21 protein-coding genes, 1 tRNA gene and 4 pseudogenes are annotated in these 26188 nt (G+C 71.5%); 12 read left to right on the top strand and 14 right to left on the bottom strand.

All coding sequences use genetic code 11. The features are described 5' to 3' along the window. Positions 1 to 36: 36 nt before the first annotated feature. Both IG74_RS0111130 and IG74_RS0111125 read right to left on the bottom strand, forming a co-directional pair. The gene (locus IG74_RS0111130) at positions 37 to 1050 is read right to left on the bottom strand and encodes a DUF6528 family protein (RefSeq protein ID WP_030673694.1); all 1014 of its coding nucleotides are present in this window, start codon (positions 1048 to 1050) and stop codon (positions 37 to 39) included. A 143-nt stretch (positions 1051 to 1193) separates the two neighbouring features. Continuing rightward, positions 1194 to 1982, bottom strand: coding sequence for an exodeoxyribonuclease III (locus tag IG74_RS0111125; protein ID WP_030673693.1), 789 nt, complete (start codon positions 1980 to 1982; stop codon positions 1194 to 1196). Positions 1983 to 2057: 75 nt separating this feature from the next. Here IG74_RS0111125 and IG74_RS0111120 point away from each other — a divergent pair, with 75 nt between their 5' ends. Next, on the top strand, positions 2058 to 2537 hold the full coding sequence (locus IG74_RS0111120) for a GNAT family N-acetyltransferase (protein ID WP_030673691.1): 480 nt from the start codon (positions 2058 to 2060) through the stop codon (positions 2535 to 2537). 99 nt (positions 2538 to 2636) lie between these two features. Here IG74_RS0111120 and IG74_RS0111115 read toward each other — a convergent pair whose 3' ends face one another. The 3 genes from IG74_RS0111115 to IG74_RS0111105 all read right to left on the bottom strand — a co-directional run bounded on the left by IG74_RS0111115 (position 2637) and on the right by IG74_RS0111105 (position 5126). After that, a complete protein-coding gene (locus tag IG74_RS0111115) occupies positions 2637 to 3845 on the bottom strand; it encodes a HAMP domain-containing sensor histidine kinase (RefSeq protein ID WP_030673689.1) in 1209 nt (402 codons plus the stop codon). Between the two features lie 13 nt (positions 3846 to 3858). Then, a complete protein-coding gene (locus IG74_RS0111110; RefSeq protein ID WP_030673687.1) occupies positions 3859 to 4323 on the bottom strand; it encodes a hypothetical protein in 465 nt (154 codons plus the stop codon). A gap of 95 nt (positions 4324 to 4418) precedes the next feature. Continuing rightward, positions 4419 to 5126 (bottom strand): FMN-dependent NADH-azoreductase, encoded by a 708-nt coding sequence (locus IG74_RS0111105; RefSeq protein ID WP_234334309.1) that lies wholly within the window; start codon positions 5124 to 5126, stop codon positions 4419 to 4421. A gap of 75 nt (positions 5127 to 5201) precedes the next feature. On the opposite strand from IG74_RS0111105, the gene IG74_RS0111100 reads away from it, so the two are divergent. The 5 genes and pseudogenes from IG74_RS0111100 (at position 5202) to IG74_RS0111085 (ending at position 10082) form a co-directional block, all read left to right on the top strand. Then, positions 5202 to 6095, top strand: coding sequence for a sigma-70 family RNA polymerase sigma factor (locus IG74_RS0111100; RefSeq protein WP_030673682.1), 894 nt, complete (start codon positions 5202 to 5204; stop codon positions 6093 to 6095). A gap of 287 nt (positions 6096 to 6382) precedes the next feature. Beyond that, a pseudogene (locus tag IG74_RS0111095) lies at positions 6383 to 6904 on the top strand (transposase family protein); the annotation flags it as partial. 147 nt (positions 6905 to 7051) lie between these two features. Next, a complete protein-coding gene (locus tag IG74_RS0111090; RefSeq protein ID WP_030673676.1) occupies positions 7052 to 7867 on the top strand; it encodes an SDR family oxidoreductase in 816 nt (271 codons plus the stop codon). A 451-nt stretch (positions 7868 to 8318) separates the two neighbouring features. Next, positions 8319 to 8559, top strand: a pseudogene (locus tag IG74_RS53380) (IS5/IS1182 family transposase); the annotation flags it as partial. A gap of 134 nt (positions 8560 to 8693) precedes the next feature. After that, complete coding sequence (locus IG74_RS0111085; protein WP_030673672.1) at positions 8694 to 10082, top strand: S53 family peptidase; 1389 nt, start codon at positions 8694 to 8696, stop codon at positions 10080 to 10082. A gap of 37 nt (positions 10083 to 10119) precedes the next feature. On the opposite strand, the pseudogene IG74_RS45790 reads toward IG74_RS0111085, so the two are convergent. Next, positions 10120 to 10594: pseudogene (locus tag IG74_RS45790) on the bottom strand (IS5/IS1182 family transposase); the annotation flags it as partial. Positions 10595 to 10690: 96 nt separating this feature from the next. Between IG74_RS45790 and IG74_RS53375 the strand changes: the two are divergent. Continuing rightward, positions 10691 to 10914 (top strand): annotated as a pseudogene (locus IG74_RS53375) (integrase core domain-containing protein); the annotation flags it as partial. 695 nt (positions 10915 to 11609) lie between these two features. Here the strand turns inward: IG74_RS53375 and IG74_RS0111075 are convergent. The 7 genes from IG74_RS0111075 to galU all read right to left on the bottom strand — a co-directional run bounded on the left by IG74_RS0111075 (position 11610) and on the right by galU (position 17480). Beyond that, positions 11610 to 11683, bottom strand: a tRNA-Ala gene (locus IG74_RS0111075). Positions 11684 to 11797: 114 nt separating this feature from the next. Beyond that, a complete protein-coding gene (glpR, locus tag IG74_RS0111070; RefSeq protein WP_030673670.1) occupies positions 11798 to 13108 on the bottom strand; it encodes a gephyrin-like molybdotransferase receptor GlpR in 1311 nt (436 codons plus the stop codon). Positions 13109 to 13413: 305 nt separating this feature from the next. Next, positions 13414 to 14037, bottom strand: a complete 624-nt coding sequence (locus tag IG74_RS0111065) for a GNAT family N-acetyltransferase (RefSeq protein WP_030673668.1) — start codon at positions 14035 to 14037, stop codon at positions 13414 to 13416. After that, complete coding sequence (locus tag IG74_RS0111060) at positions 14034 to 14582, bottom strand: MogA/MoaB family molybdenum cofactor biosynthesis protein (RefSeq protein WP_051854787.1); 549 nt, start codon at positions 14580 to 14582, stop codon at positions 14034 to 14036. Before IG74_RS0111060 ends, IG74_RS0111065 begins: the two co-directional genes overlap by 4 nt. Continuing rightward, positions 14579 to 15070 carry a cyclic pyranopterin monophosphate synthase MoaC gene (gene moaC, locus IG74_RS0111055; protein ID WP_030673664.1) on the bottom strand — a complete coding sequence of 164 codons (492 nt, stop codon included), beginning with the start codon at positions 15068 to 15070 and terminating at the stop codon, positions 14579 to 14581. Before moaC ends, IG74_RS0111060 begins: the two co-directional genes overlap by 4 nt. Positions 15071 to 15197: 127 nt before the next feature. Then, positions 15198 to 16574 (bottom strand): gephyrin-like molybdotransferase Glp, encoded by a 1377-nt coding sequence (glp, locus tag IG74_RS0111050; protein ID WP_037825024.1) that lies wholly within the window; start codon positions 16572 to 16574, stop codon positions 15198 to 15200. A gap of 3 nt (positions 16575 to 16577) precedes the next feature. Beyond that, positions 16578 to 17480: a UTP--glucose-1-phosphate uridylyltransferase GalU gene (galU, locus tag IG74_RS0111045; RefSeq protein ID WP_030673660.1), complete on the bottom strand. Its 903-nt coding sequence runs from the start codon at positions 17478 to 17480 to the stop codon at positions 16578 to 16580. A 95-nt stretch (positions 17481 to 17575) separates the two neighbouring features. Here galU and IG74_RS0111040 point away from each other — a divergent pair, with 95 nt between their 5' ends. After that, positions 17576 to 18187 carry a 5-formyltetrahydrofolate cyclo-ligase gene (locus IG74_RS0111040; protein WP_078868715.1) on the top strand — a complete coding sequence of 204 codons (612 nt, stop codon included), beginning with the start codon at positions 17576 to 17578 and terminating at the stop codon, positions 18185 to 18187. Between the two features lie 102 nt (positions 18188 to 18289). On the opposite strand, the gene IG74_RS0111035 is transcribed toward IG74_RS0111040, so the two are convergent. Continuing rightward, positions 18290 to 21139 carry a penicillin acylase family protein gene (locus IG74_RS0111035; RefSeq protein WP_030673656.1) on the bottom strand — a complete coding sequence of 950 codons (2850 nt, stop codon included), beginning with the start codon at positions 21137 to 21139 and terminating at the stop codon, positions 18290 to 18292. Positions 21140 to 21337: 198 nt separating this feature from the next. Here IG74_RS0111035 and IG74_RS0111025 point away from each other — a divergent pair, with 198 nt between their 5' ends. The 4 genes from IG74_RS0111025 to IG74_RS0111010 all read left to right on the top strand — a co-directional run bounded on the left by IG74_RS0111025 (position 21338) and on the right by IG74_RS0111010 (position 25932). Next, on the top strand, positions 21338 to 22867 hold the full coding sequence (locus IG74_RS0111025) for a potassium/proton antiporter (RefSeq protein WP_078868706.1): 1530 nt from the start codon (positions 21338 to 21340) through the stop codon (positions 22865 to 22867). A gap of 438 nt (positions 22868 to 23305) precedes the next feature. Then, complete coding sequence (locus tag IG74_RS0111020) at positions 23306 to 24571, top strand: MFS transporter (RefSeq protein ID WP_030673650.1); 1266 nt, start codon at positions 23306 to 23308, stop codon at positions 24569 to 24571. Between the two features lie 67 nt (positions 24572 to 24638). Next, positions 24639 to 24968, top strand: coding sequence for an FmdB family zinc ribbon protein (locus IG74_RS49300; protein WP_030673647.1), 330 nt, complete (start codon positions 24639 to 24641; stop codon positions 24966 to 24968). 112 nt (positions 24969 to 25080) lie between these two features. Further along, on the top strand, positions 25081 to 25932 hold the full coding sequence (locus IG74_RS0111010; protein WP_030673643.1) for an S-methyl-5'-thioadenosine phosphorylase: 852 nt from the start codon (positions 25081 to 25083) through the stop codon (positions 25930 to 25932). The last annotated feature ends 256 nt before the right edge of the window (positions 25933 to 26188 follow it).

Here is a 26188-nt window from a genome sequence, read left to right as displayed (position 1 = left end):
CCCCCGGAACGGTCGGGCGGGGCAGACCGTTCCCGGTCAGCTCGGCAGCCACCAACGAGCCTTGTAGATGCCCCCGTTGACCAGGCGGTAGCTGCCGGCAGGCCGGTGCACCGTGACCCGCGTCGTCCACCAGGTCTCCCCCAGGCCGCCCTCCGGCACGGTGCTGAGCACCTGCCCGGTGCGCGGGTCGTTGCCGACCGCCTTCACCTTCGCGCGGTCGATCAGCTCGTGCCCCGCGTAGTCGCGTACGAACGCTCCCGTCCGCTTCTCGTACTGGAAGACGGCCGCGTTGGTCGTCACCCACAGCCTGCCGGGCCGCCCCGCCACCGGGAACAGGTCGTGGCCGCCCGCCGTCCGCCCCGGCACGGCCACCGGCAGCGGGGTCGCGGAGGTCTGCGCCAGGGCGGGCCGGGCGGGCTCCCCGCCGACCTCGTACGTCACGAGCTCGTCGTCGCCGATCGCCCACAGGACGCGCCGCGCCCGGTCCCAGTGCAGACCGTGCGCGCCCTTGAGGCGCGCCTCCGCGTACCGCGCGGCGTCAGGGCCGCACGAGGCGGCGTACAGGCGCACCAGCGCGCCGGTGCTGCACGCGACGGCCACGTTGCCGTCGGGCAGCACCTCGGCGCTGTGCGGGTTGAACAGGTCGTCGCCGGGGCCGATCGCGGTCCCCCAGTAGCGGCGGCCCGACGGGTACTCCACGGCGGCCGCGAACCCGAAGGACGCCGTCGTCAGGACCAGCGTGCGGCCCCGGAGCCGCCGCGGCTTCGCCTCGCACGGGTAGACCCAGCTCTCCTCGGGCCGCAGGTCCGCGTAGCGCGGGTCGCCGAGCGGCGAGAACTGCCAGCGCACGACGGACGGATCGGCGGCCGGGTCCCACTCCCGCCGCCGCGGGTCGAGCACGAGGAGCCGCTTGCTCGCCTGCTCGGTGACCAGCACGGGCGGGGTGCCCGGGGGCACGCCGCCCGCCGCGGCCCTCGCGGGCGCCGCCCCGAACGCGCCGACGGCACCCGCCCCGATCAGAAAACCCCGTCTGGAAAGACCCGCAGCCATGAAGCCCCCTCGCCCGACCGGCAGTTGACGCGCTCGCCATGCGCGCGACCGCAATCTGCCATGCCGTACGGGGGCGGGACAGCCCTCCGCCGGACCTTTCACCGACGGTTCGCCCGGAGGGCGCAAAACCGGGTCGGCCGGGCCTACTCGTAGACGACGGTCACCGGGGCGTGGTCCGACCAGCGCTCGGCGTGCGTCGCGGCCCGCTCGACGAAGCCCTTGACCGCGCGGCCCACGAGACCGGGCGTCGCGACGTGGTAGTCGATGCGCCAGCCCGTGTCGTTGTCGAAGGCGCGGCCGCGGTAGGACCACCACGAGTACGGGCCCTCGACGTCCGGGTGCAGGACGCGCATGACGTCGCCGAACTCGGCGAACACGTCCGACATCCAGGCGCGCTCCTCCGGCAGGAACCCGGAGTTCTTCTTGTTGCCCCGCCAGTTCTTGAGGTCGGCCTCCTGGTGGGCGATGTTCCAGTCGCCGCAGACGAGGACCTCGCGGCCGTCCGCTGCGGCCCGCGCCTTCAGGTCCTTCAGGTACGCGAGGAACTCCCCCATGAACCGGACCTTCTCGTCCTGCCGCTCGGTGCCGACCTCGCCGGAGGGCAGGTACAGGCTCGCGACCGTGACGCCAGGCAGGTCGGCCTCCACATAGCGCCCGCTCGCGTCGAACTCGGCGGACCCGAATCCCACCTGGACGCGCTCCGGCTCGCGCCGCGTGTACAGCGAGACGCCCGCGCGGCCCTTCGCCGCGGCCGGGGCGTGCGTGACGTGCCAGCCGTCGGGCTCGCGCACCTCGTCCGGCAGCTGGTGCGGCTCGGCCCGCACCTCCTGGAGGCACAGCACGTCGGCGCCGGTGCCGTCGAGCCACTCCACGAACCCCTTCTTGGCGGCGGCCCGCAGCCCGTTCACATTCACGCTGGTCACAGTGAGCATCCCGGCACCCTACCGGCACACTGGAGACTGCCACCGCAGCCACCACACCTCATGCATAGGGATACGATTCACAGCATGGACATACGCCGGGTCGCCTTCGACCACCCCGACGCCGTGAAGCTCAACGACCGTGTCCAGGCCGAGTACGCCGAGCGCTACGGCGACGAGGGCGACGTCACGCCCCTCGACCCGTCGATGTTCCGGCCGCCGCACGGCCTCTACCTCATCGCGTACGACGCCACGGACGCGCCCGTGGCGACGGGCGGCTGGCGCGTGATGGACCACAACGGCGAGGGCTACTCGGACGGCGACGCCGAGATCAAGCGCATGTACGTCGTCCCCGAGGCGCGGGGCCTCGGGCTCGCCCGGCGGATCCTGGCCGCCCTGGAGGACGACGCCCGCGCGGCGGGGCGGGCCCGCATGGTCCTCGAAACCGGCACCAAGCAGCCGGAGGCCATCGCCCTCTACGCCTCCAGCGGCTACGCCCTCTGCGACCGCTTCGGCTACTACCGCTTCCACGACCTGAGCCGCTGCTACGCCAAGCCCTTGCGGTGACGCTTCGCTGGATGAGCCGCGCCGGGGTCGCGCCGTACCGCGCCGGGCTGTCATCCGCCTGCCGGTCCGTCGTGGCCGCTCGCGCAGTTCCCCGCGCCCCTACGGGGCCCGCCGCACAGCGGCGCTGAGGTCAAGGGTCGCCACCGCCCCACCCCCCTCATTCGCGAAGCGCACCGAGGCGCCCAAGACCTCCGCCTGCCCCCGTGCGATGGTCAGCCCGAGCCCGAGCCCCGTCTCCCGCGCCCCCGTGCGAAACCGCTGCGGCCCCCCGGCGAGCAGCGCCTCGGGAAACCCGTCCCCCTGGTCCCGCACGGCCACCACGCCCCCGTCCACCTCCACCACGACCGGCACCCGACCGTGCCGCAGCGCGTTGGTGACGAGGTTGGCCACGACCCGCTCCACCCGCCGCGGATCGGTCCGCACCCGCACGTCCCGCACCACCCGCACCGACACCCCCTCCGCGTCCCCCACCGCCCCGCCCACGGCCCGCCGCACCACATCCGCGAGCCCGCACTCCTCCGTCCGCACCTCCTCGCCCGCCGCGTCGAGCCGCGCCACCTCGATCACGTCGTCGACCAGCTCCCGCAGCCGCCCCGCGGCCTCCCGCACGAGCTCGGCGGGCCGCCCGGGCGGCAGCAGCCCGGCCGCCGTGACCATGCCCGCGACGGGCGTCCGCAGCTCGTGGGCGATGTTCGCGGTGACCTCGCGCTCGGCCCGGATCCGCCCGGCGAGCGCGTCCGCCATGGTGTTCACGGCCGCCGCGAGCCGGGTGATCTCGTCCTTGCCGTGCAGCGGAAGGCGCGCCGTCAGATCGCCGTCCGCGATCCGCTGCGCCGCGTCCGCCTTCGCGGTGAGCCGGCGCCCGAGGCGCGTCGCGACGAGCAGCCCGGCCACACAGGCGAGCGCGGTGCCGATGCCACCCGCGGCCCACAGCACCCGGTCGAGATCGCGTACGGTCTCGGTCTCCCAGCGGTACGGCCGCTTCACCGCGACGATCTCGTCGCGGTACCCGCTGGCCGCCCACAGCTGCGGCAGCTTCCCGCTCCGGTCGAGGTACACGCCCCACTTGCCCGCCCGCGCCGCGCGCGCGAGGGGCCTCGGCAGGTCGGGCGGGTCGACGAGGGTGCGGTCGCCGTCGATCCCGGCCGCGTGGTCCTGCACGGCGGTCCGCAGCCGCTCCCCGGCCTGGCTGCGCGCGCTCGCGTACTGCGCCTCGACCGTGCGGTGGTGCACGAGAAGCCCGATCACCACGGACACGACGGCCGCCGTGCCCGCGATGGCCAGGCCGATCTTCGTCCGCAGTCCCATGCGCGCCCCGGCCTCAGAATTCCGGCGCCATCAGGCGGATGCCCTGGAACTGCACGTTCACGGCAGCGGGCGGCAGCGCCTCCGGCTTCGCCGGCTCGACGGTCGCCCGCCGGTAGTAGGCGGCGGAGTCCTCCCGCTCGACCCCGCTGAGCGTCAGCATCGCCTCGTACGGCTCCCGGCCGCACCCCGGCAGGCACCAGCTGCCGCTGAGCCGGCCCGTGGCCCGGGCGGTGGGCCCGCCCCAGTCCTTCCAGCGCAGCGACGACATGGCCACGTCGTCGGTGACGCCGAAGACCGTGGGCCGCTGGAGCGGCCGCGCGAGCGCGTCGGCGACGTACACCGGCCCGCTGATCCGCGTCGGCTTCAGCGCCGACCCCTCGACGTGCAGCCCCTCGTGCTCCGCGCAGCCCCCGGCGAGCACGGCGGCGAGCGCCGTCCCGCCGACGGCTCCGGCACGCCTCGTCCAGCTGCCCACCATGCGACAAATGTAACGATCACCCCATTGGGGCACGCGCGGAGACCAGCCGGAGGAGGGACGCCCGGCCCCGGGTCCCTCCCGGGCCCCTCCCGGGCCTAGAACGACTCCGCCAGCTCCCCCACCGCCTCCCGGGCCCGCGCGAGCGACCGCTCCCCGAGCTCGCGGAACCGCCCGAGCGCCGGGATGTCCCCGGCCCGGGTCAGCTCGGCCCGCACCACGCGCAGGTTCTCCCCCGCGACCCCGAGGGCCGCGAAGTACGCCCGCAGGTACGGCAGCTGGAAGTCGCACCCCTCGCGCGGCGTGCCGGGCCCGTAGCCGCCCCCGCACGCGGCGGCCACCACGACCCGGGTGCCGCCCAGCAGCGGCCGCCCGCTGTCCGGGTCGACGTACGCGCCGGGGAAGGAGACGCGGTCGATCCAGGCCTTGAGCGCGGCGGAGACGGAGAAGTTGTACATGGGGGCGCCGATGAGCAGCGTCGTGGCCTCCCGCACCTGGGTGACAAGGGGCAGCGTCGCCGCCCACTCGCGCTCCTCGTCGGCGCCCTCGGCGAGCGCGGCCACCTTCTCCAGCGGCAGCGCGCCCTGCCGCTCCGCCCGCGTCCCGAGCCGGACGTACCCCTCGCCGACGAGCGGTACGGGCTCCGCGGTCAGGTCCCGGTACCGGTACGCGGCGCCCGGGTACCGCGCCTGCCAGCCGCGCGCGTAGGCGGCCCCGAGCTCCCGGGTCACCGACCCGTCGCGCCGGTCCGCGCCGGAGTCCAGGTGCAGCAGCACCGGTGCCTCGGTCCGTACGGTGTCATCCACGATCGTCACTCCTGTCACCATCAGGTGGTCGGCTCCGTCACGGCCCTGACGGAGCGACCCGGGAAAAGGTGACCGATGGACGAGCGGCATGGGGCGGACGGCCTCGCGGACCTCTTCGAGACGCAGCGCGGCCGGCTGCGGGCCGTCGCGTACCGCATGCTCGGCTCCGCCGCCGAGGCCGACGACGCCGTGCAGGAGACCTGGCTGCGGCTCGGCCGCAGCGACGTCACGGGCGTCGCGAACCTGCCGGGCTGGCTGACGACGGTGGTCTCCCGCATCTGCCTCGACATGCTGCGCACGCGCGCCGCGCGCCGCGAGGAGTTCCTGTCCGACGAGGGCGCCCTCGACCGCGTCCCCGGCCACGCCGTGCCCACGCCCGAGGAGGAGGCCGTCCTGGTCGAGTCCGTGGGCCGGGCCCTGCTCGTGGTCCTCGACACGCTCGGGCCCGCGGAACGGGTCGCGTTCGTGCTGCACGACACGTTCGCGGTGCCCTTCGACCGGATCGCCCCGATCGTGGAGCGCTCCGCCGTCGCCACGAAGAAGCTGGCGAGCCGCGCCCGCCTGAAGGTCCGCGGCACGCCCGCGCTGCCCGACGCGGAACTCGCCCGACACCGCCACGTCGTGGAGGCCTTCCTCGACGCGGCCCGCGGCGGCGACCTCACCGCGCTCCTCGCGGTCCTGGCCCCCGACGTCGTCCGCCGCGCCGAGGCCGCGGCGCTGCCCGTGGGCGCCCTGGCGGAGATCCGCGGCGCCGGCGCCGTCGCCCGCGAGACGGTCCTGCTCACCCGCAACGCCCAGGTCGCCGCCCCGGCCCTGGTCAACGGCCGCCCCGGCCTGATCGTGGCGCCGCACGGCCGGCTGCTCCTGGCCCTGACCCTGACGGTCGAGTCCGACCGCGTCACGGCGTACGACGTGATCGCCACCCCGTCCCGCCTGCGCGCACTCGACCTCGCGGTCCTGCGGGACTGAGGCCCGCCGTGCCCTCGCACGGGGCACGACACCGAGGACGCGATCTCCGGGGCACAACGCAAAGATCCCGCCCGATCTTTCGATCGGGCGGGATCTTCATGTGCAGTGGGGCGTTCACAAAAGGGTCTGACCTGCAGTTCAGCGCTCGCACCGCGGCTGGCTCCCGTTAGCGGTCATCACCCGGGATCGCGGACACAGCTGCACGGGATCGACGCCTGGCGGAAGCCACGTTCCTGCAGGTCAGTCAATTCCGTCGGTGGCCCCCGGACTCCTGCCGAGTGTCCCTGGGCCTTGACCCCGGGCTGCGCGAGGCCTTGATTGGACTGAGTGAGGGCGACTTCGTCATCGTCGACGGGGCCCTCGCCCCCACCGACCGTATCGCCGCGGACGAGCCCTACTACTCCCAGAGACACAGGAAGCACGGCATGAACGTCCAGGTCATCGCGGCCCGGGACGGCACACCGCTCTGGTTCTCCCGCGCTTGGCCCGGCCGGACCCACGACCTGACCGCCGCCCGCGCCCACGGCATCGTCCAAGCCTGCCCGACCAGGGAAATCCTCGTGTTCGCGGACCGCGCCTGCCAGGGCGCCCGCTCAACCGTCCGTACTCCCTACAAGCACCACCGCGAACAACCCGCCCACTACCAGCAGTTCAACCGTGACCACGCCCGACTGCGAGCGCCGGGCGAGCGCGCCTTCACCCACCTCAAGAGCTGGCGGCTACTGCGACGAGCCCGCTGCTCGACTACCCGCACCGGCCCCACCGTCGCAACGGCCCATACCCTCCTGATCTGCGAAAACGGAGAATGAAAGGGCTCACTGATCTTGTTCATGTATCGGTCGTCTTCCGACAGGAAGCGATATGCTGACACGTGGACGCTGAGTCGCAATGCGGATGACGAAGAGGCCCCCATACCGAGGGGCCGCAATCTGGTAGTTTGCGAACGAGGGTCACCGATGAGTAATAAAACGGTCCTGATTACCGGAACGTCCTCGGGAATCGGTCTTGCCACCGCTGTCGCCGCGGCGCGCAGTGGCTGGCACGTGGTAGCCACCATGCGCGACACCAGGAAGTCCGGCTCCCTCGAAGCAGCAGCCGAGGATGCTGGTGTCTCCGTAGATGTCCACTCACTGGACGTGACTGACCCCGTCTCCGTCGAGGCGTGCCTGGCTGGCCTTGGCCAGCTGGATGCTCTGGTCAACAACGCAGGTGCTGGGCACGTGGGCACTCTGGAGCAGGAGAGCGTCGAGGACGTGCGTGCGGTGATGGAGGTCAACTTCTTTGGCGTGCTGCACGTCACCCGGGCAGCCCTGCCGCTCCTGCGTGAGAGCAAGGGGCGCGTGCTCACGGTGACCAGCGTCGGTGGCGTGGTGGGGCAGCCCTTCAACGAGGCCTATTGCGCAGCCAAGTTCGCTGTCGAGGGCTTCATGGAGTCCCTGGCGCCAGTTGCGGCCACCACCGGCGTATCCGTGAGCGTCATCGAGCCGGGAGCTGTGGCGAGCGAGTTCGTCAGCAATGCGGGTCTCGGCAACATGCCTGATATGGGGCCTTACGCCCCCGCCTTGTTCGCTTACCTCGAACGCACCCGCAACGCCTTCGCCAACGCGCAAACTCCGATGGACGTTGCTCAGACTCTGGTCGACCTGCTTGCCGCCGAGCAGCCTGCCTTCCGCGTGTTGACCTCGGAAAGTGCGTGTGCATTCGCCGGCACGAAAGTCAAGGACCTCGACGGCTCAGCGGTGCAGAAGCTGACCAGAGCCTGGGTTTCCTAGTTGGTCGTGTTTGCTACCGGCTTCGTCCTCGCTTGGTTCAGGCGCGGGTGGGATCGCACAACGGGCGTAGGGCGCCGGCGCACCGGTTGATCGGAGCCGAATCCCCGACCGCCGGCGGCAGGTGGTCACACGCCTGCCGCAATCCACAAGCGATCATTCGCCGTGCCGGGCGCGGTGAACGACTCGCAACTCCTCGGCACGGTGCCCTCCGGCAGGTCTACCGCGCGGCGGCGGAGCCATGCTTCTGATGTACCGCGCGCGCAGTGGACAGCCCGGCCGGCGGGCAAAGGCCCCTGGGACGGGGTGGCTTGAGATGAGACGGGTTTGAGGGGCGGCACAAAGTAGTGCTGAGGTTGTTGTGCGGTGAGGCCGCGCCGCGGGATTCGGGTGGTGTGCCGCCTGGAGTGGGAGTCGCCGCGCGCTTGTCTTATTCCAGGACGCCCGGTTCGAGTATGTTGACCGCACGGGAGTGCAGTGGCACTACGCGCCGCACTGGAACACCGTCTACGGCTACTTCGCCACCTGGAGAAGGACGGCACCTTCGCCCAGCTCAACGGCCTGCTGCGGGAGTTGGTACGCGAACAGGAGGGCCGCAACACGGAGCCGACGGCCTGTGTGATCGACGTGCAGAGCGTGAAGACCTCCACCCCCGCGTACTCGCCGGCAGCCAGGGCACGGACAACGCCAAGAAGCCGAACAGAATACGCATCACAGGATGAAACAACGGAAGGAATCAATCTCCCAGAACCAACCTGGGAGGTATTCGGCATACTCCCAATGGCCCAGTGATGGGGCGAGCCTGAGGCGAGGGGTGCACGCTGAGCGTATGGCCCACATACGAAATGCGGCGTGGTGCGCCCTCGCCCTCGCCCTCACCGCGACGGCCTGCGCGAGCAGCGCCGCCCAGACCGCGCCGTCCGGGTCATCCCCTTCACCCATTGCTTCCGGGCCCAAGCCGTTCCTGACGGTGCCGAGCATCCAGGAGTGCCGGAAGGCACTCCATATCCCCTGCTACACGCCGGACGTGGTGCGCAAGGCGTACGGCATCGACAAGCTCAACCATCGGGGACTGACCGGCAAGGGCCGCGTCATCGCGATCTACGACGAGTTCGTGCCGCCCTCGCTGGAGCGGGATCTGGAGAAGTTCAGCGAGGCGATGAACCTGCCGAAGCCGAAGCTGACGATCAGGAAGATCGACTCGGGCGGCTCGGCGGCCCCGTTCGACGCCACCAACGAGTCGATGGCCGCGGGCGCCATGGAAACCACCCTCGATGTGCAGATGGCGCACATGATGGCGCCGGACGCCAAGATCGTGGTCGGACAGCTCGCCCTGCCCAAGGCACCGCCCAACCGCCCTGACCGGCCGTTCCTGACACACATACCGTCTGAGGAGGCCAAGGAGAGTGGGGAGGGGATGGCGGAGCTGTTCGCCGGGGCCTTCGCGGAGATGGTCAAGCAGGACAGCCCCGATGTCATCTCGGTCAGTTACTCCGCACAGGAGTACCAGGCCGCGGGCAATACCCACGAGCCGGTGGTCGCGTTCGAGAAGGCGAGCAAGGTCTTCGCCGACCTGGTCGGCGAGGGCGTCACGTTGGTGTCCGGCGCCGGTGACTGGGGCGCGGCGCCCACGATCGGTGAGGACGACAAGCGGGTCAGATCGACGAGTTGGCCCGCATCGGATCCGGCATTCCTGTCGCTGGGCGGATCCCGGCTGCATCTGGACGCCCACGGCAAGCGGACCGGCCCGGACACCGTGTGGAACGACTCCACGACGCAGGGCGGGGCCACCGGCGGGGGCCCGTCGCAGACCTTCCGCCGCCCGGCGTACCAAGAGAGCGTGCGTGACGTGGTCGGCGATCGGCGCGGCACCTCGGATGTCTCCATGGACGGCTCCGCCTCCGGCGGCACGCTCATCTACCAGAGCTTCCTTCCCGCCGGGGCCGGATGGCTGCCCCTGGGGGGCACGAGCGAGGCGACCCCGCTGTTCGCCGCGGTCGTCGCGCTCGCGGGCGAGAAGGCGGGCAAGCGCCTGGGCGACATCCACGACGAGCTGTACAAGCTGGCCCAGGATCCCAAGGGCGGCATCGTCGACATCACCGAGGGCAACAACGGCCCCGACGGCTTCGAGGCCACCAAGGGCTACGACCTCGCCTCCGGCCTGGGCACCGTCGATGCGGCACGGTTCGTGCCGGCCCTGGCTGCCGCGGCGGCCTGAACCGAGTCCCGCTCACCGGAGGACGGTCACCAACGCCTCATCCTGTGATGCGTATGTGGTCCGGTGACGTCGGGTCGCGCGAGGGACGGTGCTCTCGGTGAGGCGGCGGGCCATGAGGCCGGTCATGGCGAGGTGGATCATCGCTTCGGAGCGGGCCGGGAGGGTCTCGCAGTCGCGGACCAGGCGGCGGTTCAGCATCAGCCAGCCGTAGGTCCGCTGGACCGTCCGGTGTTTCGAGATCGGGGTGAAACCTCTGCTCCCGGGGGTGCGGGCGGTGATTTCCATGTCGCTACCGAGAGAGACGGCATGCTCGACGAAGCGCTTGCGGTAACCGCCGTCGACCCAGGCCTTGCGGATGCCGGGCTGGCCTGCGGCGACCTGACCGAGCAACTGGGTGCCAGCCACGGAGTCCTGGACGCTGGCCGCGGCAACCAGCTCCGCAAGCAGCAGGCCGAGTCGGTCCCAATGCTCCGCTTGTGGCCCACGACCTTCTTGGCGTTGTCCGTGCCCTGGTGTGACGGAACTTTAGGTCTTTGGTAGGCGGGTTGTTCTGGCTGGTGTCTTGTTGTTGGGGCGGGGATTTTCGGATGAAGGTCGTGTTGAAGGACTCGGCCGGCAACGCACTCGCCGAGTCCTTCAACATGACCTTCAAACGCGAGACGCTCCAACGCCGAAAGCGCTGGTCCAACGAGCGCGAGGCCCGCCTCACGCGTTCCGCTGGCTGCACCGCTACAACACCCGACGCCGTCACTCCCGCCTCGGACAACGCAGTCACATCACCTACGAGACAGCACTCGACAGAACAGCAACTACCCTGGCCCAAGCCGCATAGCCCGTGTCCAAGGTTCCGGGTCAAGGCCCCCGGGCCCCGCACCAGCCGCACACTATCCGCCTCACCCCCACCGCGACCCGGTCCTGACTCTCCAATTCACCACCGAGCGTCACCAACCCAAAATCGCCGTCGTTCACACACCGATGCCTGGATCACGACATACAAGCCCATCCGGTCCCACAACGAGGGCATCAACGGTCGCTTCAAGAGCGTCGAGATCGACACGGAGAGCCCAAGCACCGCCCTGCTCCGGGCCAGGTCGCCCAGACGCTCCTGGTCGCCATCACGGCCACGGCAGGCAACCTCGACATCCTTGAGACGTGGCTCTACCGCCGCAGCGGCGTCACCGAACTCACGGACGCGGACTACGGAGCGGCCACCCCAGCACCAATCCTGCCGCTGATCGGCCTGTCAGAGGAGAGCGGACGACCGCCCCCGTCCAGGGGCTAAGCCACCGAAACCGGACAAACAATCACACACCGCGATCGCGGCCAGCCCCGGACACCCAGGGCTGGCCGTGATGCTCACAACACCACACAGCCGCGGGTCAACGCGTCCACGGCTGCGGATCACCGTCATCGCTCACCCCGAACAGCCTCGAACAGACCCCGGAAACGACGAAGATCCCGCGCGATCATGATGATCGCCGGGATCTCGTCAACCGATCTTGAGCTAACTCAAGAACGGCCGTGCAGTGGACCTGAGGGGATTTGAACCCCTGGCCCCCTCGATGCGAACGAGGTGCGCTACCGGACTGCGCCACAGGCCCTTGCAACGAGTGAAACTCTAGCACCCCCGACGGGGTGCTTGGAAATCCGTTCCCCCGCTGGTCAGCAAGCGGGACCCCGCGGTGGCGCGATGCGGTCACGGGGTGTGCCGCGGGTCACTCGTTCGCGGCGCGCGGGCGGCCGTCGGCGGACGCGGCGTCGTCGTACTGGTCGAACAGCGGGGTGCGGCCGCGCTCGCGCGAGCGGCGGGCGGACGCGGCCCGGCGGGCGTCGCTGCGGGCGTCGTCCGCGACGGCCTCGGTCCGCTCCTCCCGCGCCGGGTGCTCGTGCTCGGCGTGCTCCCGCTCGGTCCGGTCGCGCTCGGTCCGGTCGCGCTCGGCGCGGTCCGCCGTGCCGTCCGCGGCCGGTTCCGCCGTGCTCGACCGGGCCGAGCTCCAGGTGTCGGGCGCGCCCAGGTCGACGCTGCCGGTGGCGCGCGGGGCGACCGGGGCCGTCACGTACGTCGGCAGGGGCACCGGGACCGGGTCCCAGCTGTCGCCGCGGCCGGGGCCGTGCCGCCGCTCGCGCTGCTGGTCGACCCACTCGGCGTGGTCGGTCTGCTCGACGAGCGCGCGCCGGTCGGCGGCGAGCGCGGACAGACCGGGGTCGGCTTCCGGGACGGGCTCCTCCGCGACGGGCTCGGCGCTCTGCTCGGCCCTGCGCGGCTGCCGCGCGCGCAGCTGCCGCGCGGCGGCCTCGGCCCGGCGCCGGTCCATCGTGTACGTGAAGCGCCGCCGCTCCTGGCGGCGCAGATAGACGATGTACGCGCTCAGCAGCGCGGCTGGCACCCCGGGCACCCACAGGAGCGCGACACCGCCGACCGCGGCGGCGACCGCCCCGAGCGTGAAGGCGAAGAACAGCATCACGGTGGTGCGGCGGCGGCGCGCCAGGACCTTGGAGCGCCGGGCCCGCGCGGCGGCCTCGGCGGCGCCGCGCGCGGCCTGCCGCTCGGCTGCCGCGCCCCGGGGGTGCCGGTGGACCTGCTGGCGGTCGGGGGCCGGACGGCCCTGGCCCCGGCGCTCGCGCCGGTCCGCCGCTTCCTGCGCGGACGGCTCCCGGCCGTGCGGCTCCGTGTCCACGCCCGCCTGGGACCGGGGTCGCTGCCGACCCGTCGCCCGGCCGCGGGGTTCGGTCGCCACGTCCTCGTCCGGGAGCATGGCGAAGGCCCGGACGTCCACCGAGTCGGTGGCTGCGTCCGGTTCGGCGCGCGACTCCTCCTCGTCGGACGAGTCGGACGTGCGCGCGCGCAGGTCCTTGGCGTATCGGCGCTCCATGCCCGCCCGTCCGGACAGCAGCCGGATGGCGGTGCTGAAGCGTTCCGTCGGACGGGCTTCATTGAGCTCGTCCTGCCTACGGAGCCACATCGGCACCAAGTAGGCGGCCCAGGCCCCGACGATGACTGCGTAGAAGAGGCCGCTGCTGCTCACGCCTCACACGGTAGAGGGGTTTTGTCGAGGCCATCCGCCAATTGGGCCGGTGTGTCGCACGATCCGGCTGATATCTCAAACTTTTTTTGCGACTGGTGCGATCAACAGCCTGATCCCACAAGGAAATTAACGGTCACTCACCGATCATTTTCGAACAGGTATTTCATTTATGAGAGAGACAGCATCCCCGCCGGTCGGCGGCCGGGGCGCGCCAACTCGCGCCGCTCGCGCGCCAAAGCGACCTGGTGGGCGCCCTCGCGCCCGCACCGGACGCCCCGTCACCCCTGCGTCGCGCACACGGTCCGCTACGCGGTGTGCCGGGGTCGGGCCCGGTGCCAGCGGTGCAGCAGGCCCTCCGGGACCTCCTCCACGGTGAGCGCGAACACGAGGTGGTCGCGCCAGGCCCCGTCGATGTGAAGATATCGTGGACGAAGTCCCTCCTCGCGGAATCCGAGTTTCTCCACGACCCGGCGGCTCGGCGCGTTCTCCGGCCGAATGCAGACCTCGACGCGGTGCAGCCCGACCGTCCGGAAGCAGTGGTCGACGACGAGTGCCACGGCCGTCGGCATCACTCCGCGCCCCGCCACGGACTCGTCCACCCAGTACCCGACGTGCCCGGAGCACATCGAACCCCAGGTGATCCCGGCGACCGTCAACTGCCCGACGAGCCGCCCCTGGTACTCGATGACGAACGGCAGCATCCGGCCCGCGTTGGCCTCCGCCCGCAGGTGCCGGACCATCTGGCGGTACGTGGGCCGGTGCGCGACCGGGCCGCCGGGCGTGGGCGGCGGGATCGTGGCCTCCCACGGGCGCAGCCAGTCGCGGTTGCGCCGGTTGACCTCGCGCCAGGCGCGCTGGTCGCGCAGCCTTATGGGGCGGAGGGTGACGTCACCGTCCGTCAGCTCGGCGGGCCAGCTGGGGCTGTTCAGCTCGCACCCCCGTCGGTTCTCGGATGGTCGCCGCCGCGCAGCTGGTCGACGGCGTGCCTGAGGAGCGGCCCCAGGACCTCCAGGCCGTCGCGCACGCCGCCGCTGGAGCCCGGCAGGTTCACGATCAGGGTGCGGCCCGCGACCCCCGCGAGGCCCCGGGAGAGGGCGGCCGTGGGCACCTTCTCGCGGCCGTACGCGCGGATCGCCTCCGGGATGCCCGGCACCTCGTGGTCGAGGACGCCACGGGTCGCCTCGGGCGTGCGGTCGGTGGGCGAGACGCCGGTGCCGCCGGTGGTGAGGATGACGTCGTACGCGGCGTCCACCCCGGCGCGCAGGGCCCGCGCCACGGGGTCGCCGTCGGGCACGACCTGGGGCCCTTCGACGGCGAAGCCGAGCGCGGCGAGCCCTTCGGCGAGTATCGGGCCGCCCTTGTCGGCGTAGACACCGGCGGCGGCGCGGTTGGACGCGGTGATGACGAGGGCGCGGTACGGGGCCGGGGAGCCCGGGACCCCGGTGGAGCCCGGGGCGCCGGTGGAGGCGCTCACGCGTCCGCTCCCTCGCGGTTCCAGGTGCCGGACTTGCCGCCGGTCTTCTCCTCCACCCGTACGTCCGTGATGACGGCCCCCTTGTCGACGGCCTTCACCATGTCGACGACCGTGAGCGCGGCGACGCTCACTGCCGTGAGTGCCTCCATCTCCACGCCCGTGCGGTCGGTCGTCTTCACGGTGGCGGTGATCTCCACGGCGTCGTCCGCGACGGACAGGTCGAGCTTCACCCCGGAGACGGCCAGCGGGTGGCACAGCGGGATCAGGTCGGGCGTGCGCTTGGCACCCATGATGCCCGCGATCCGGGCCGTCGCCAGGGCGTCGCCCTTCGGGACGCCCTCGCCGCGCAGCAGCTCGATCACGCGTGGCGCGACCAGGACGCGCCCGCTCGCCCGCGCGGTGCGCGCGGTCACGTCCTTCTCCGATACGTCGACCATGCGGGCGGCGCCCGCTTCGTCGATGTGCGTCAGTCCCTGCTGGCTGCTCATGTGCTGTGGCGCTCCTGGTCCGGACCCCGCGCGGGCGCGCGGCCTGCTGTGCGCGACACCGTACCGCCCGCCCGTGGCGCGTGACCGCCCCACCCGAGCCGACGGCCCGCTCCCCGCCGGGCCGGGGTCAGCCGAGGAGCACCACGTCGACCTCGGCGCCCGGCTCGACCGACGTCGTGGCCTCGGGGACGACGATCAGCGCGTCCGCCTGCGCGAGGGCGGCGACGAGATGCGACCCGCTGCCGCCGACGGGCGCCACCGTGCCCGCGGCCGCGTCGTGGCGGCCGCGCAGGAACTGGCGCTTCCCGGACGGCGACGTGAGCGTCTCCGCGGTGCTCAGCCGGGCCCGGACGGTGGTCCTGTGCACGTCGGGCAGGCCCATCAGGGCGCGCACGACGGGCCGTACGAAGACCTCGAAGGAGACGTACGACGACACGGGGTTGCCCGGCAGTGCTAGGAGCGGGGTGTGGTCGGGGCCGATCGAGCCGAAGCCCTGCGGCTTGCCGGGCTGCATGGCGAGCTTGCGGAACTCCACGCCCCCGCCCGCTCCGAGGCCCTCCTCGTCGTCCGGGTCGCCGATGGCGGACAGGGCTTCCTTGACGACGTCGTACGCGCCGACGCTGACGCCGCCGGTGGTCACCACCAGGTCGGCGCGGATGAGCTGGTCCTCGATGGTGGAGCGCAGCGTCTCCGCGTCGTCGGCGACGGCGCCCACCCGGTAGGCGATCGCCCCGGCCTCGCGGGCGGCGGCCGTGAGGGAGAAGCTGTTGGAGTCGTAGATCTGACCGTCGGCCAGTTCCTCGCCGGGCTGGACCAGTTCGCTGCCGGTGGACAGGACAACCACGCGCGGGCGCGGGCGCACCGTGACCGTGCCCCGGCCGATCGCGGCGAGCAGGGCGATCTGCGGGGCGCCGAGGACCGTCCCCGCGGTCAGGGCGCGGTCGCCCGCCCGCACGTCGCTGCCCCGCGCGCGGACGTGGGCGCCGGCCGCGGCCGGGCGGTGGACGCGGACCTCGCCCGAGGCGCCCTCGGGGGCCGCGCTGTGGGCCCGCATGCCGGAGACGGGGCCCTCGCCGAGCCCGCCGTCGGTCCACTCCACGGGCACGACGGCCTCGGCACCGGGCGGCAGCGGGGCACCGGTCATGATGCGGGCGGCCTGGCCGGGGCCGACGGTGGGCGGCTCGCCCGGCCCGGCGGCGACGTCCCCGACGACGGTCAGGACGGCGGGGAACTCCTCGCTCGCGCCCGCGACGTCGGCCACCCGGACCGCGTACCCGTCCATGGAGCTGTTGTCGAAGGGCGGCAGCGACACGGGCACCGTGACGTCCTCGACCAGGACGCAGCCCTGGGCGTCGAGGAGCTGGAGCTCGATGGGCTCCAGCGGGCGGACGGCCGCCAGGACGTCGGCCAGGTGCTCGTCCACCGACCACACGTGCTCCCGGCCGGTGTCCTGCCCGCGGTGCGCCCCGGTGCCGTCGTGCGTCGTCGTGCCGCTGCTGCTCAAGTGCTACATCTCCTCGCTGACGTAACTGCGGAGCCAGGCCTTGAAGTCCGGGCCCAGGTCTTCACGTTCGCACGCGAGTCTGACAATGGCACGCAGATAGTCGCCGCGGTCGCCGGTGTCATAGCGGCGGCCCTTGAAGACCACGCCGTGCACCGGCCCGCCGATCTTTTCGTCGGCCGCGAGCTGCTGGAGCGCGTCGGTCAGCTGGATCTCGCCCCCGCGGCCCGGCTCGGTCGTGCGCAGTATGTCGAAGATGTGCGGGTCGAGGACGTACCGGCCGATGATCGCGTAGTTCGAGGGGGCGTCCGCCACGTCCGGCTTCTCGACCAGGTCGGTGACCTTCACGACGTCGCTCTCGTCGGTGGCCTCGACCGCGGCGCAGCCGTAGAGGTGGATCTGCTCCGGCTCGACCTCCATGAGGGCGATGACGCTGCCGCCGCACCGGTCCTGGATCTCGACCATGCGGGCGAGCAGCGGGTCGCGCGGGTCGATCAGGTCGTCGCCCAGGAGCACCGCGAAGGGCTCGCGGCCCACGTGCGGGGCGGCGCACAGGACGGCGTGACCGAGGCCCTTGGGGTCGCCCTGGCGGACGTAGTGCATGGTGGCCAGGTCGCTGGACTCCTGGACCTTCGCGAGCCGGGATTCGTCGCCCTTCTTCTCCAGGGCGGACTCCAGCTCGTAGTTGCGGTCGAAGTGGTCCTCCAGGGGACGCTTGTTGCGGCCCGTGATCATGAGGACGTCGTCCAGGCCCGCGGCGACCGCCTCCTCCACCACGTACTGGATCGCCGGCTTGTCGACGACCGGCAGCATCTCCTTGGGCGTGGCCTTGGTGGCGGGCAGGAAGCGCGTGCCAAGACCAGCTGCGGGGATGACAGCCTTGGTGATCTTGGGGTGAGACTCAGTCATGCGCGTCACCATATCCGGTGCCTATGCGAGGAATCTGTGGCTCCGGAATATTGGCCCATATGTAAGCACAATTAGGAAGGATGTGTGACTTCGTCATGGATCACCCCGACTCAGGCAAGGGAATCAAGCGCACGTTGCGCGGAGAGATCCTCGCGGCAAGAAGGCGGTTGCCGGAAGATGACGCGCACGAGGCGGCTGCCCGCCTCGCCGGGCGCGCCCTCGAACTGCCCGAACTCGCCACGGCCCGCACGGTCGCCGCGTACGTCTCCGTGGGCGGCGAACCGGGCACCCGCGCGCTCCTCGACACCCTCCACGCGCGCGGGACCCGCGTCCTGCTCCCCGTGCTGCTCCCGGACAACGACCTGGACTGGGCGGCCTACGACGGACCCGGCTCGCTCGCCCGCGTCCAACACGCTGGGAAGATGGAGCTGTTGGAGCCCTCCGGCCCGCGAATCGGCCCGGACGCCGTCCTGGAGGCCGACGCCGTGCTGCTCCCGGGGCTCGCGGTGGACGGCCGCGGCATGCGCCTGGGGCGCGGCGGCGGCTCGTACGACCGGGTCCTCGCGCGCCTGGAGCGTGCGGGGGCCGACCCCGCACTCGTCGTGCTCCTGTACGACGCCGAAGTCGTCGCGCACGTCCCCGGGGAGGCGCACGACCGCCCGGTGCGCGCTGTCGTGACGCCTTCGGAGGTACGGCGGTTCGGCTGAGGCCCGCGCCCCTCCTGGAGAGGGGCCGAAAAGAAAATGGCCCTCCACGCGTGCGTGGAGGGCCATTTCGCATCAGCCGCCCGTGAGGGCGTCAGCTCCGGCTCAGGGCTTCAGCACCAGCGTGTCGCTCGTGCTGTCCTCGACGGCCTTCTTGGAGTACGACCACGGCAACAGCTCGCCCTTGACCCACTTGCTCGTCTGGTCGGTGTAGTGGTCGCTGTAGGCGTGGCCCGAAGCGCCGGTGAGGTTGATCCACCGGGACTTGTCGAAGTCCTTCAGGTTCACCACCATCCGCATCGACGGCACCCAGATGACGTCGTAGCCGCCCGCCGCGTTCCAGCCGGTGGCGTTGACCGTGGCCTCGCCGCCGCCGAGCTTCCAGGGGCCGCGGTTGAGCACCCACTGGAGCCAGCCGGGCCCTTCGGTGCCGAGCGTCTGGTTCTTCAGCGTGAGCCGGTGCAGACGGCCCCAGCTCCAGGTGTCGATGTCCTTGCCCAGCTTGGCCGTCAGGTCCCAGCGGGCGTCCGCGAGGGCCCGGGCGAAGAGCTGGTCGCGGTTCTTCGTCTCCTTGTCGGTGCGGCTGCCCGGGGTCTTCCACCAGTCGTTGTCCTCGTCGTTGAGGATCTTGCGGATGACCTCGAAGTAGCGGTCGCCGCCGTCGGGCTGCGCCGAGTCCGCGTCCCGCTCGCCGCACTCGCGGACCTTCTTGTCGTCGTCGGCGGGCCGGGTGTCGCTGGTGTGGTCCACCCACAGGCACTGGCCCTTGACGCGCAGCTCCTTGGGCAGCTTGTTGCCGATGGACAGCTGCAGGATGCTGCGCCAGACCGCGTTGAAGTACGCGGCCGCCGCCGAGTCGGCGTCCTGGGTGTAGTCCCAGCCTTCCAGGAGCTTCTGCGCCTCACGGACGTGCTTGTCGCTGATGTCGACCTTGAGCAGCTTGGGCACGAGCAGGCGTGCGATCTCGCTGCTGTTGTCGGTCTGCATCAGCCGCATGTCCTCCGTGGAGATCTTGCCGCCGTTCTTGGTCTTGGCCTTGATCAGGTCCTCGATGCGCTGGCTGCGCGCGCCGTAGCCCCAGTCCGTCGTGAGCTTGTACGGGTACTTGTCGCTGATCACGGCCTGGTTGGCGGTGACGATGTAGCCGCGCTTGGGGTTGTACTCGTACGGCAGCTCGTCCTGCTCGATGTAGCCGTTCCAGCGGTACTTCGGGTCCCAGCCGGGCGCGGGCAGCGAGCCGTCGCCCTTCCCGCGCGTGGGGATCTTGCCGGGGGCCTGGTAGCCGATGTTGCCCTCGGTGTCGGCGTAGATGAGGTTCTGCGAGGGCACCTCGAAGGAGGCCGCCGCCTCGCGGAACTCCTTGAAGTCCTTGGCCCGGTTGAGCTCGAAGACGGCGTCCATGGACTTGCCCGGCGTGAGCGCGGTCCAGCGCAGCGCGATGCCGTAGCCCTCGCCGCGGTCCGGGGCGGCCGAGTCGACCTGGGCCCGCTTGCCGACCTTGACCAGCTCGTCGTCGCGGTCGGAGATCAGCGGGCCGTTGTTGGTCTCCCGGACGGTGATCGTCTTGGTCTTGCCGCCCGCGACCTTGATCTTCTCCTCGCGGGAGGTGAACGGCAGCACCTTCTTGCCGAACTGGTACCCGTCCGCGGTGAACTTCTCCAGGTAGAGGTCGGTGACGTCGGCGCCCAGGTTCGTCATGCCCCAGGCGATGTCCTGGTTGTGGCCGATGACCACGCCGGGCATCCCGGAGAAGGTGTAGCCGCTGACGTCGTACTGGCACTTCGCCGAGACCGAGCGGCAGTGCAGGCCCATCTGGTACCAGACGGACGGCAGCTGCGGCGCCAGGTGCGGGTCGTTGGCCAGCAGGGGCTTGCCGGTGATGGTGTGGGCGCCGGAGACGACCCACGAGTTGGATCCGATGCCGTTGCCGTTCGAGCCGAGGCCCGCGTCCGGGACCTCGTCGAGCACGTCCGAGAGGCCGGACAGCTGCGACTGGAGACCACTGGGGGGCTGGGCGTTGCCCGCGACGCCGGTACCCGCGGTGCTGGTGCCCGTACCGCCGGTTCCGGTGCCGGTGCCGGTACCCGTGCCGCCGGTGCCCGTGCCGGTACCCGCCGTGCCGCCCGTGCCCGTACCGGTGCCCGTGCCGGACTGCGACTGCGAGGCGTCCGACGCGTCACCGCTGAACTTCTTGGTGGCCGCGTCGTACGCGCCCTCCTGGACGATCGGCTTGTTCCGGTCGTACGGGTAGTCCGGATACAGGTCCTTGATCTGGGACGGGCCGAGGCGGCTCGTCATCAAGGAGCGGTCGATCTCGTCCTGCATGTTGCCGCGCAGGTCCCAGGCCATGGCCTTGAGCCAGGCCACCGAGTCGACGGGCGTCCACTTCTGGGGCTTGTAGTCGTTCTCGAACTCGAGCGCCGCGTACTCGAGCGAGATCTCCTTGCCCTCCTTGCCGTCGAGATAGGCGTTGACCCCCTTGGCGTACGCCTGGAGGTACTTCTTCGTCTCGGGCGAGAGCTTGGAGTCGTACTCCTTCTTGGCCACCCGGTGCCAGCCGAGGGTGCGCAGGAATTCATCGGTCTTGACCTGGCTCTTGCCGAACATCTCGGAGAGCCGCCCGGAGGTCATATGGCGGCGGACGTCCATCTCCCAGAAGCGGTCCTGCGCCTGCACGAACCCCTGGGCCATGAACAGGTCCTCGGGGGAGTCGGCGTAGATCTGCGGAATGCCGTTGCCGTCGCGCTTGACGTCGACCGGGCCCTTCAGGCCCTTCAGGTCGATGGTGCCCTTGGTCTGCGGGAAGGAGGCCCTGACGGTGCTGATGCTCCAGTACGCGCCGAAGCCGATGCCGCCGACGACGGCCAGGACCAGGAGGATCACGATCAGTCGGGCTCGGCGCCCCTTCTTCTTCCCGGGCTTAGCGCCGGAAGGGGCGGTGGTGTTGGAGGGCATCGCTGTCCTTGCTGTCCTTCGCGAGCGGCAGTTCGGGGCTTGGGCGGGTCCTGGAGTGCTGGAGCAACCATAGGCGCAGGGCGGGACGGCCCCGGACGCGGAGTCGGAAACCGACAACGAACGAAAGTTCGCTCAATGTGGATGAAGTACAGGGGTCGACGTCAAGGAAGCGTTAAAACTTAGGTAAAGTAACGAAGCATCACGGCTCGCACGACGGAAGGAACGCCCCTGTCTGTCCACGACCTCAACCAGCTGCTGCTCGTCTCCTCGCTCGTCCTGCTCGTCGCGGTGGTCGCCGTGCGCATCTCCTCGCGCAGCGGACTGCCCAGCCTGTTGCTGTACCTCGGCATCGGCGTGGCCATGGGCCAGGACGGCATAGGCAACGTCACGTTCAACAACGCACAACTGACCCAGGTGATCGGCTACGCGGCACTCGTCGTGATCCTGGCCGAGGGCGGCCTCGGCACCAAGTGGGGCGAGATCAAACCGGCCCTCCCCGCGGCCGCGTCCCTGGCGCTCGTGGGCGTCGCGGTGAGCGTCGGCGTGACCGCGGCGAGCGCGCATTACCTGGTCGGGCTCGAATGGCGACAGGCGCTCATCATCGGCGCGGTGGTCTCGTCGACGGACGCGGCCGCGGTCTTCTCCGTCCTGCGCCGGGTCCCCCTCCCCTCCCGGGTCACCGGCGTCCTGGAGGCGGAGTCCGGATTCAACGACGCCCCCGTGGTGATCCTCGTCGTGGCCTTCTCGGCCGCGGGCCCCGTGGACGACTGGTACGTCCTCATCGGCGAGATCGCCCTGGAGCTCGCCATCGGCGCGGCCATAGGGCTCGCGGTGGGCTGGCTCGGCGCCTACGGCCTGCGCCACGTGGCGCTGCCCGCGTCCGGCCTCTACCCGATCGCGGTCATGGCCATCGCCGTGACCGCCTACGCGGCCGGCGCCATGGCCCACGGCAGCGGCTTCCTCGCGGTGTACCTGGCGGCGATGGTCCTCGGCAACGCCAAGCTGCCGCACTGGCCCGCCACCCGCGGCTTCGCCGAGGGGCTCGGCTGGATCGCGCAGATCGGCATGTTCGTCCTGCTCGGCCTGCTGGTCACGCCGCACACGCTGCTCGACGACATCTGGCCCGCCGTGCTCATCGGCCTGGCCCTGACGCTGGTCGCACGGCCCGTCTCGGTCGTCGTGAGCCTGCTGCCCGTCAGGATGGCCTGGCAGGAGAAGGCGCTGATGTCCTGGGCGGGCCTGCGCGGCGCCGTGCCCATCATCCTCGCCACGATCCCCATGGTGAACGGGGTCGAGAACAGCGAGCGGATCTTCAACATCGTCTTCGTCCTGGTCGTCGTCTACACCCTGATCCAAGGGCCCACGCTGCCGGGGCTCGCCAAGGTGCTCGGCCTCGGCAAGGGCGCGGGAGCATCCGACCTCGGCATCGAATCGGCCCCCCTGGAGCGGCTGCGCGGCCATCTGCTCTCCGTGCCCGTACCGGAGGGATCGCTGCTGCACGGCGTCGAGATCAACGAGCTGCGGCTGCCCGCGGGCTCGGCCGTCACGCTCGTCGTACGGGACGAGACCTCGTTCGTGCCGCTGCCCACCACGGTCCTCCAGCACGGCGACGAGCTCCTGGTGGTGGCGACCGAACCGGCGCGCGACGCGGCGGAGAAGCGGCTGCGCGCGGTGGCCCAGGGCGGCAAGCTCGCGGGCTGGCTGGGGGTGGGGGGCGGACAGCGGTGACCACGGGGCCGCGGGGTCCCGTGGACGGGACGGGTCGGGGCGGCCAGGACGGGGCAGGCCGGGTCGGGTCGGTGCGGCCGGGTCGGGTCAGTCCGGAGACAGGGTCAGTCCGGAGACAGGGGCGGGCCGGGGGGAATCACAGGTGTCACGAGTCTCACTTCTCGTAATCACAGGTCTCATTTGCGAAGTACCTGTACGATGAAGGCGCACTCGGTCCGTCCCGTCAGCGCGCTCTCAGAGCGTCGGCGGAGCGCGCACCGAGACCCACGCACCGACACTGATCGAACCAACTCTGTCTGACGCAGAGCTGGCGCGACCGTATGGCGGCCGCGGCGCCCTCGCAGTGGGCAGCCCGGTATCTACCGCAGTTCTGCGCTAGAGGACAGCTCTCGGCGCCCCCGCACGGGCGCGCTACCAGGCAGCAGAAAGGCATGGGCCGTGGCGTCCACGGTCACTGACCCCCGCCCGGGCTACGGGCAATTGCTGCGCACCCCCCGCGCCTGGACGTTCCTGCTCCCCGGCTTCGCCGCGCGGCAGCCGTTCGCGATGCTCACCATCTCCATCGTGCTGCTCGTGCAGCACACCACCGGGTCGTACGGCGCCGCCGGTGCCGTCTCGGCGGCCACCGGCGTCTCCATGGCGCTGTTCGCCCCCCTCAGCGGCAAGCTCGCCGACCGGTTCGGGCAGCGCGCCGTGCTCCTGCCCGGCGTCCTCGTGCACGCGGCCTCCGGTGTCACCCTCACCGTGCTCGCGCTGTCCGACGCCCCCCTGTGGGCCCTCTTCGTCGCCGCGGTGCCCACGGGTGCCTCGACGCCGCAGATCGGCCCCATGGTGCGGGCCCGCTGGGGCGTCAAGCTCCAGGGTTCGCCGCTCGCGCAGACGGCCGCCGCCTTCGAGTCCGTCACGGACGAGCTGACCTTCGTGCTCGGCCCGCTGGTGGCGACCGCGCTGTGCACGGGCGTCGACCCGGCGGCCGGACTCCTCACGGAGGCCGGTCTGACCCTGGTCGGCGGCCTGCTGTTCGCCGCCCAGAAGAGCACCCAGCCGCAGCCCGCCGCTGCGGGCCACGCACGCGTGAAGCACGATTCGGCGCTCCGGGTGCCCGGTGTGCGCGTGCTGATCGTGACGTTCCTCGGCATCGGCACGGTCTTCGGAGGCATGCAGGTCGCCCTGGCCGCCTTCACCGAGTCCATCGACCGGCCCGGTCTGAACGGCGTCCTGTACGGCACCTTCGCCGCGGGCAACATGATCTCCGGGATCATCTGCGGCGCCGTCGCCTGGAAGGTCTCCCCGCAGCGGCGGCTCGTCGTCGGCTACACGGCGCTGACCTTGATGGCCTCGGGCCTGTGGGCCGCGCAGTCCGTGCTCCTGCTGGCCGGGCTCGGCCTGCTCGTCGGCGTCTGCATCGCGCCCGCCCTGATCACCGGCTACACCCTGGTCGACAGCCTGGTCGCGCCGACCGCGCGCACGGAGGCCTTCACCCTGCTCACCGGCGCCGTCGCGCTGGGGCAGGCCGCCGCCGTCACGGTCGCGGGACAGCTGGAGGACCGCCTCTGGGACGGCGCCGGATTCCTGGTGCCGCTCGGCGGCACCGCGCTCGCCCTGGCGGTGCTGCTGGTCCTGAGTTCGCGGCTCACTCCCCCGGCCACGGGCCGGACCGTCGCACGTGGCGTGGGTCACCGCGTACCGGTGGCGGTGGACTGAACCCGCGGAATACGTCACTATGGACCGTCGTTAGCACTCATCGAGTGAGAGTGCCAGGAGGAAGCAAGTGCCGACGTACCAGTACCAGTGCACCGAGTGCGGCGAGGGCCTCGAGGCGGTGCAGAAGTTCACCGACGACGCCCTGACCGTGTGCCCGAACTGCGACGGACGCCTCAAGAAGGTGTTCTCGGCGGTCGGCATCGTCTTCAAGGGCTCGGGCTTCTACCGCAACGACAGCCGCGGCTCGTCGTCGAGCAGCTCGCCGGCGTCTTCGTCGTCGTCTTCTTCGACGTCTGCGTCTTCTTCGACGTCGTCCTCGAAGTCGTCCTCTTCCTCCTCGTCGTCCTCGGACTCCAAGGCGTCGAGCACCACCTCGTCGAGCTCGTCGGCCGCCTAGCGCGCCGGTTCTCCACACTCCGGAAGGCCCCGCCGTCCCCTGGGACAGCGGGGCCTTCGGTGTCTTTGCGGCGCACTCCCGGCCGTTTCCCCGTACGGCTACTGTGCGGGCCATGGTGAACACGGCGAACGCGCAGCAGGCCGATGTCGGCGTCATCGGCGGATCGGGCTTCTACTCCTTCCTCGACGACGTGACCGAGGTGCACGTCGACACCCCCTACGGCGCCCCGAGCGACTCCGTCTTCCTCGGTGACATAGCGGGGCGCCGGGTGGCCTTCCTGCCCCGGCACGGCCGCGGCCACCACCTGCCGCCGCACCGCATCAACTACCGCGCCAACCTGTGGGCCCTGCGCTCCCTGGGCGTGCGGCAGGTGCTCGGCCCGTGCGCGGTGGGCGGGCTCCGCGCCGAGTACGGGCCGGGGACGCTGCTCGTGCCCGACCAGTTCGTGGACCGCACGACGGGGCGCACCCAGTCGTACTTCGACGGGCTTCCGCTGCCCGACGGCGGCGTGCCGAACGTGGTGCACGTGTCGCTGGCCGACCCGTACTGCCCGGCCGGGCGGGCCGCCGCGCTGAAGGCCGCGCGCGGCCGGGACTGGGAGCCGGTGGACGGCGGGACCCTCGTGGTGATCGAGGGGCCGCGGTTCTCGACCCGCGCGGAGTCGCGCTGGTACGCGTCGCAGGGCTGGTCCGTGGTGGGCATGACCGGCCACCCCGAGGCGGCGCTCGCCCGCGAACTGGAGCTCTGCTACACGTCGATGACGCTGGTCACCGACCTGGACGCGGGCGCGGAGTCGGGCACGGGCGTCTCGCACGACGAGGTCCTGCGGGTGTTCTCCGCGAACGTGGACCGGCTGCGGACGGTGCTCTTCGACGCGGTGGCGGGGCTTCCGGAGACCGGGGCGCGGGACTGCCTGTGCGTGGGGGCGCTGGGCGGGATGGATCCGGGGTTCCGGCTGCCGTAGGCCCGGGCGGGTCTGGGCGGCCCTGGACGGCCCTGGACGGCCCTGGACGGCCCTAGGCGGAACGTGCCCTTCGGGTGAGGGAGTTGTCCACAACCGGGCGGTAGCGCACGGGGCTCAGCGGGATCGGCGGCGAGCCCGCATCGTGGGATCGGAATCCGAACTCCTCGGTCCGAACTCCTCACGACGGGCGGTGGTCGTCATGACGCAGGACGCTTCACGCATCGGTACGCAGGTCGGTTCGTCACAGGTGGGTACG

Source organism: Streptomyces sp. NRRL B-1347 (genome assembly GCF_000720325.1).
Taxonomy (GTDB): Bacteria; Actinomycetota; Actinomycetes; order Streptomycetales; family Streptomycetaceae; genus Streptomyces.
This window is presented reverse-complemented; position numbering and strand designations above follow the sequence as displayed.

Excerpts from the sequence above, each read along its gene's own strand:
- IG74_RS0111115 (WP_030673689.1), bottom strand. The coding sequence starts at position 3,845 with ATGGGACTGCGGACGAAGATCGGCCTGGCCATCGCGGGCACGGCGGCC.
- IG74_RS0111120 (WP_030673691.1), top strand. The coding sequence starts at position 2,058 with ATGGACATACGCCGGGTCGCCTTCGACCACCCCGACGCCGTGAAGCTC.
- IG74_RS0111125 (WP_030673693.1), bottom strand. The coding sequence starts at position 1,982 with ATGCTCACTGTGACCAGCGTGAATGTGAACGGGCTGCGGGCCGCCGCC.
- IG74_RS0111110 (WP_030673687.1), bottom strand. The coding sequence starts at position 4,323 with ATGGTGGGCAGCTGGACGAGGCGTGCCGGAGCCGTCGGCGGGACGGCG.
- IG74_RS0111130 (WP_030673694.1), bottom strand. The coding sequence starts at position 1,050 with ATGGCTGCGGGTCTTTCCAGACGGGGTTTTCTGATCGGGGCGGGTGCC.
- IG74_RS0111100 (WP_030673682.1), top strand. The coding sequence starts at position 5,202 with ATGGACGAGCGGCATGGGGCGGACGGCCTCGCGGACCTCTTCGAGACG.
- IG74_RS0111090 (WP_030673676.1), top strand. The coding sequence starts at position 7,052 with ATGAGTAATAAAACGGTCCTGATTACCGGAACGTCCTCGGGAATCGGT.
- IG74_RS0111040 (WP_078868715.1), top strand. The coding sequence starts at position 17,576 with ATGGATCACCCCGACTCAGGCAAGGGAATCAAGCGCACGTTGCGCGGA.
- galU (WP_030673660.1), bottom strand. The coding sequence starts at position 17,480 with ATGACTGAGTCTCACCCCAAGATCACCAAGGCTGTCATCCCCGCAGCT.
- IG74_RS0111035 (WP_030673656.1), bottom strand. The coding sequence starts at position 21,139 with ATGCCCTCCAACACCACCGCCCCTTCCGGCGCTAAGCCCGGGAAGAAG.
- IG74_RS0111010 (WP_030673643.1), top strand. The coding sequence starts at position 25,081 with ATGGTGAACACGGCGAACGCGCAGCAGGCCGATGTCGGCGTCATCGGC.
- moaC (WP_030673664.1), bottom strand. The coding sequence starts at position 15,070 with ATGAGCAGCCAGCAGGGACTGACGCACATCGACGAAGCGGGCGCCGCC.
- IG74_RS0111085 (WP_030673672.1), top strand. The coding sequence starts at position 8,694 with ATGGCCCACATACGAAATGCGGCGTGGTGCGCCCTCGCCCTCGCCCTC.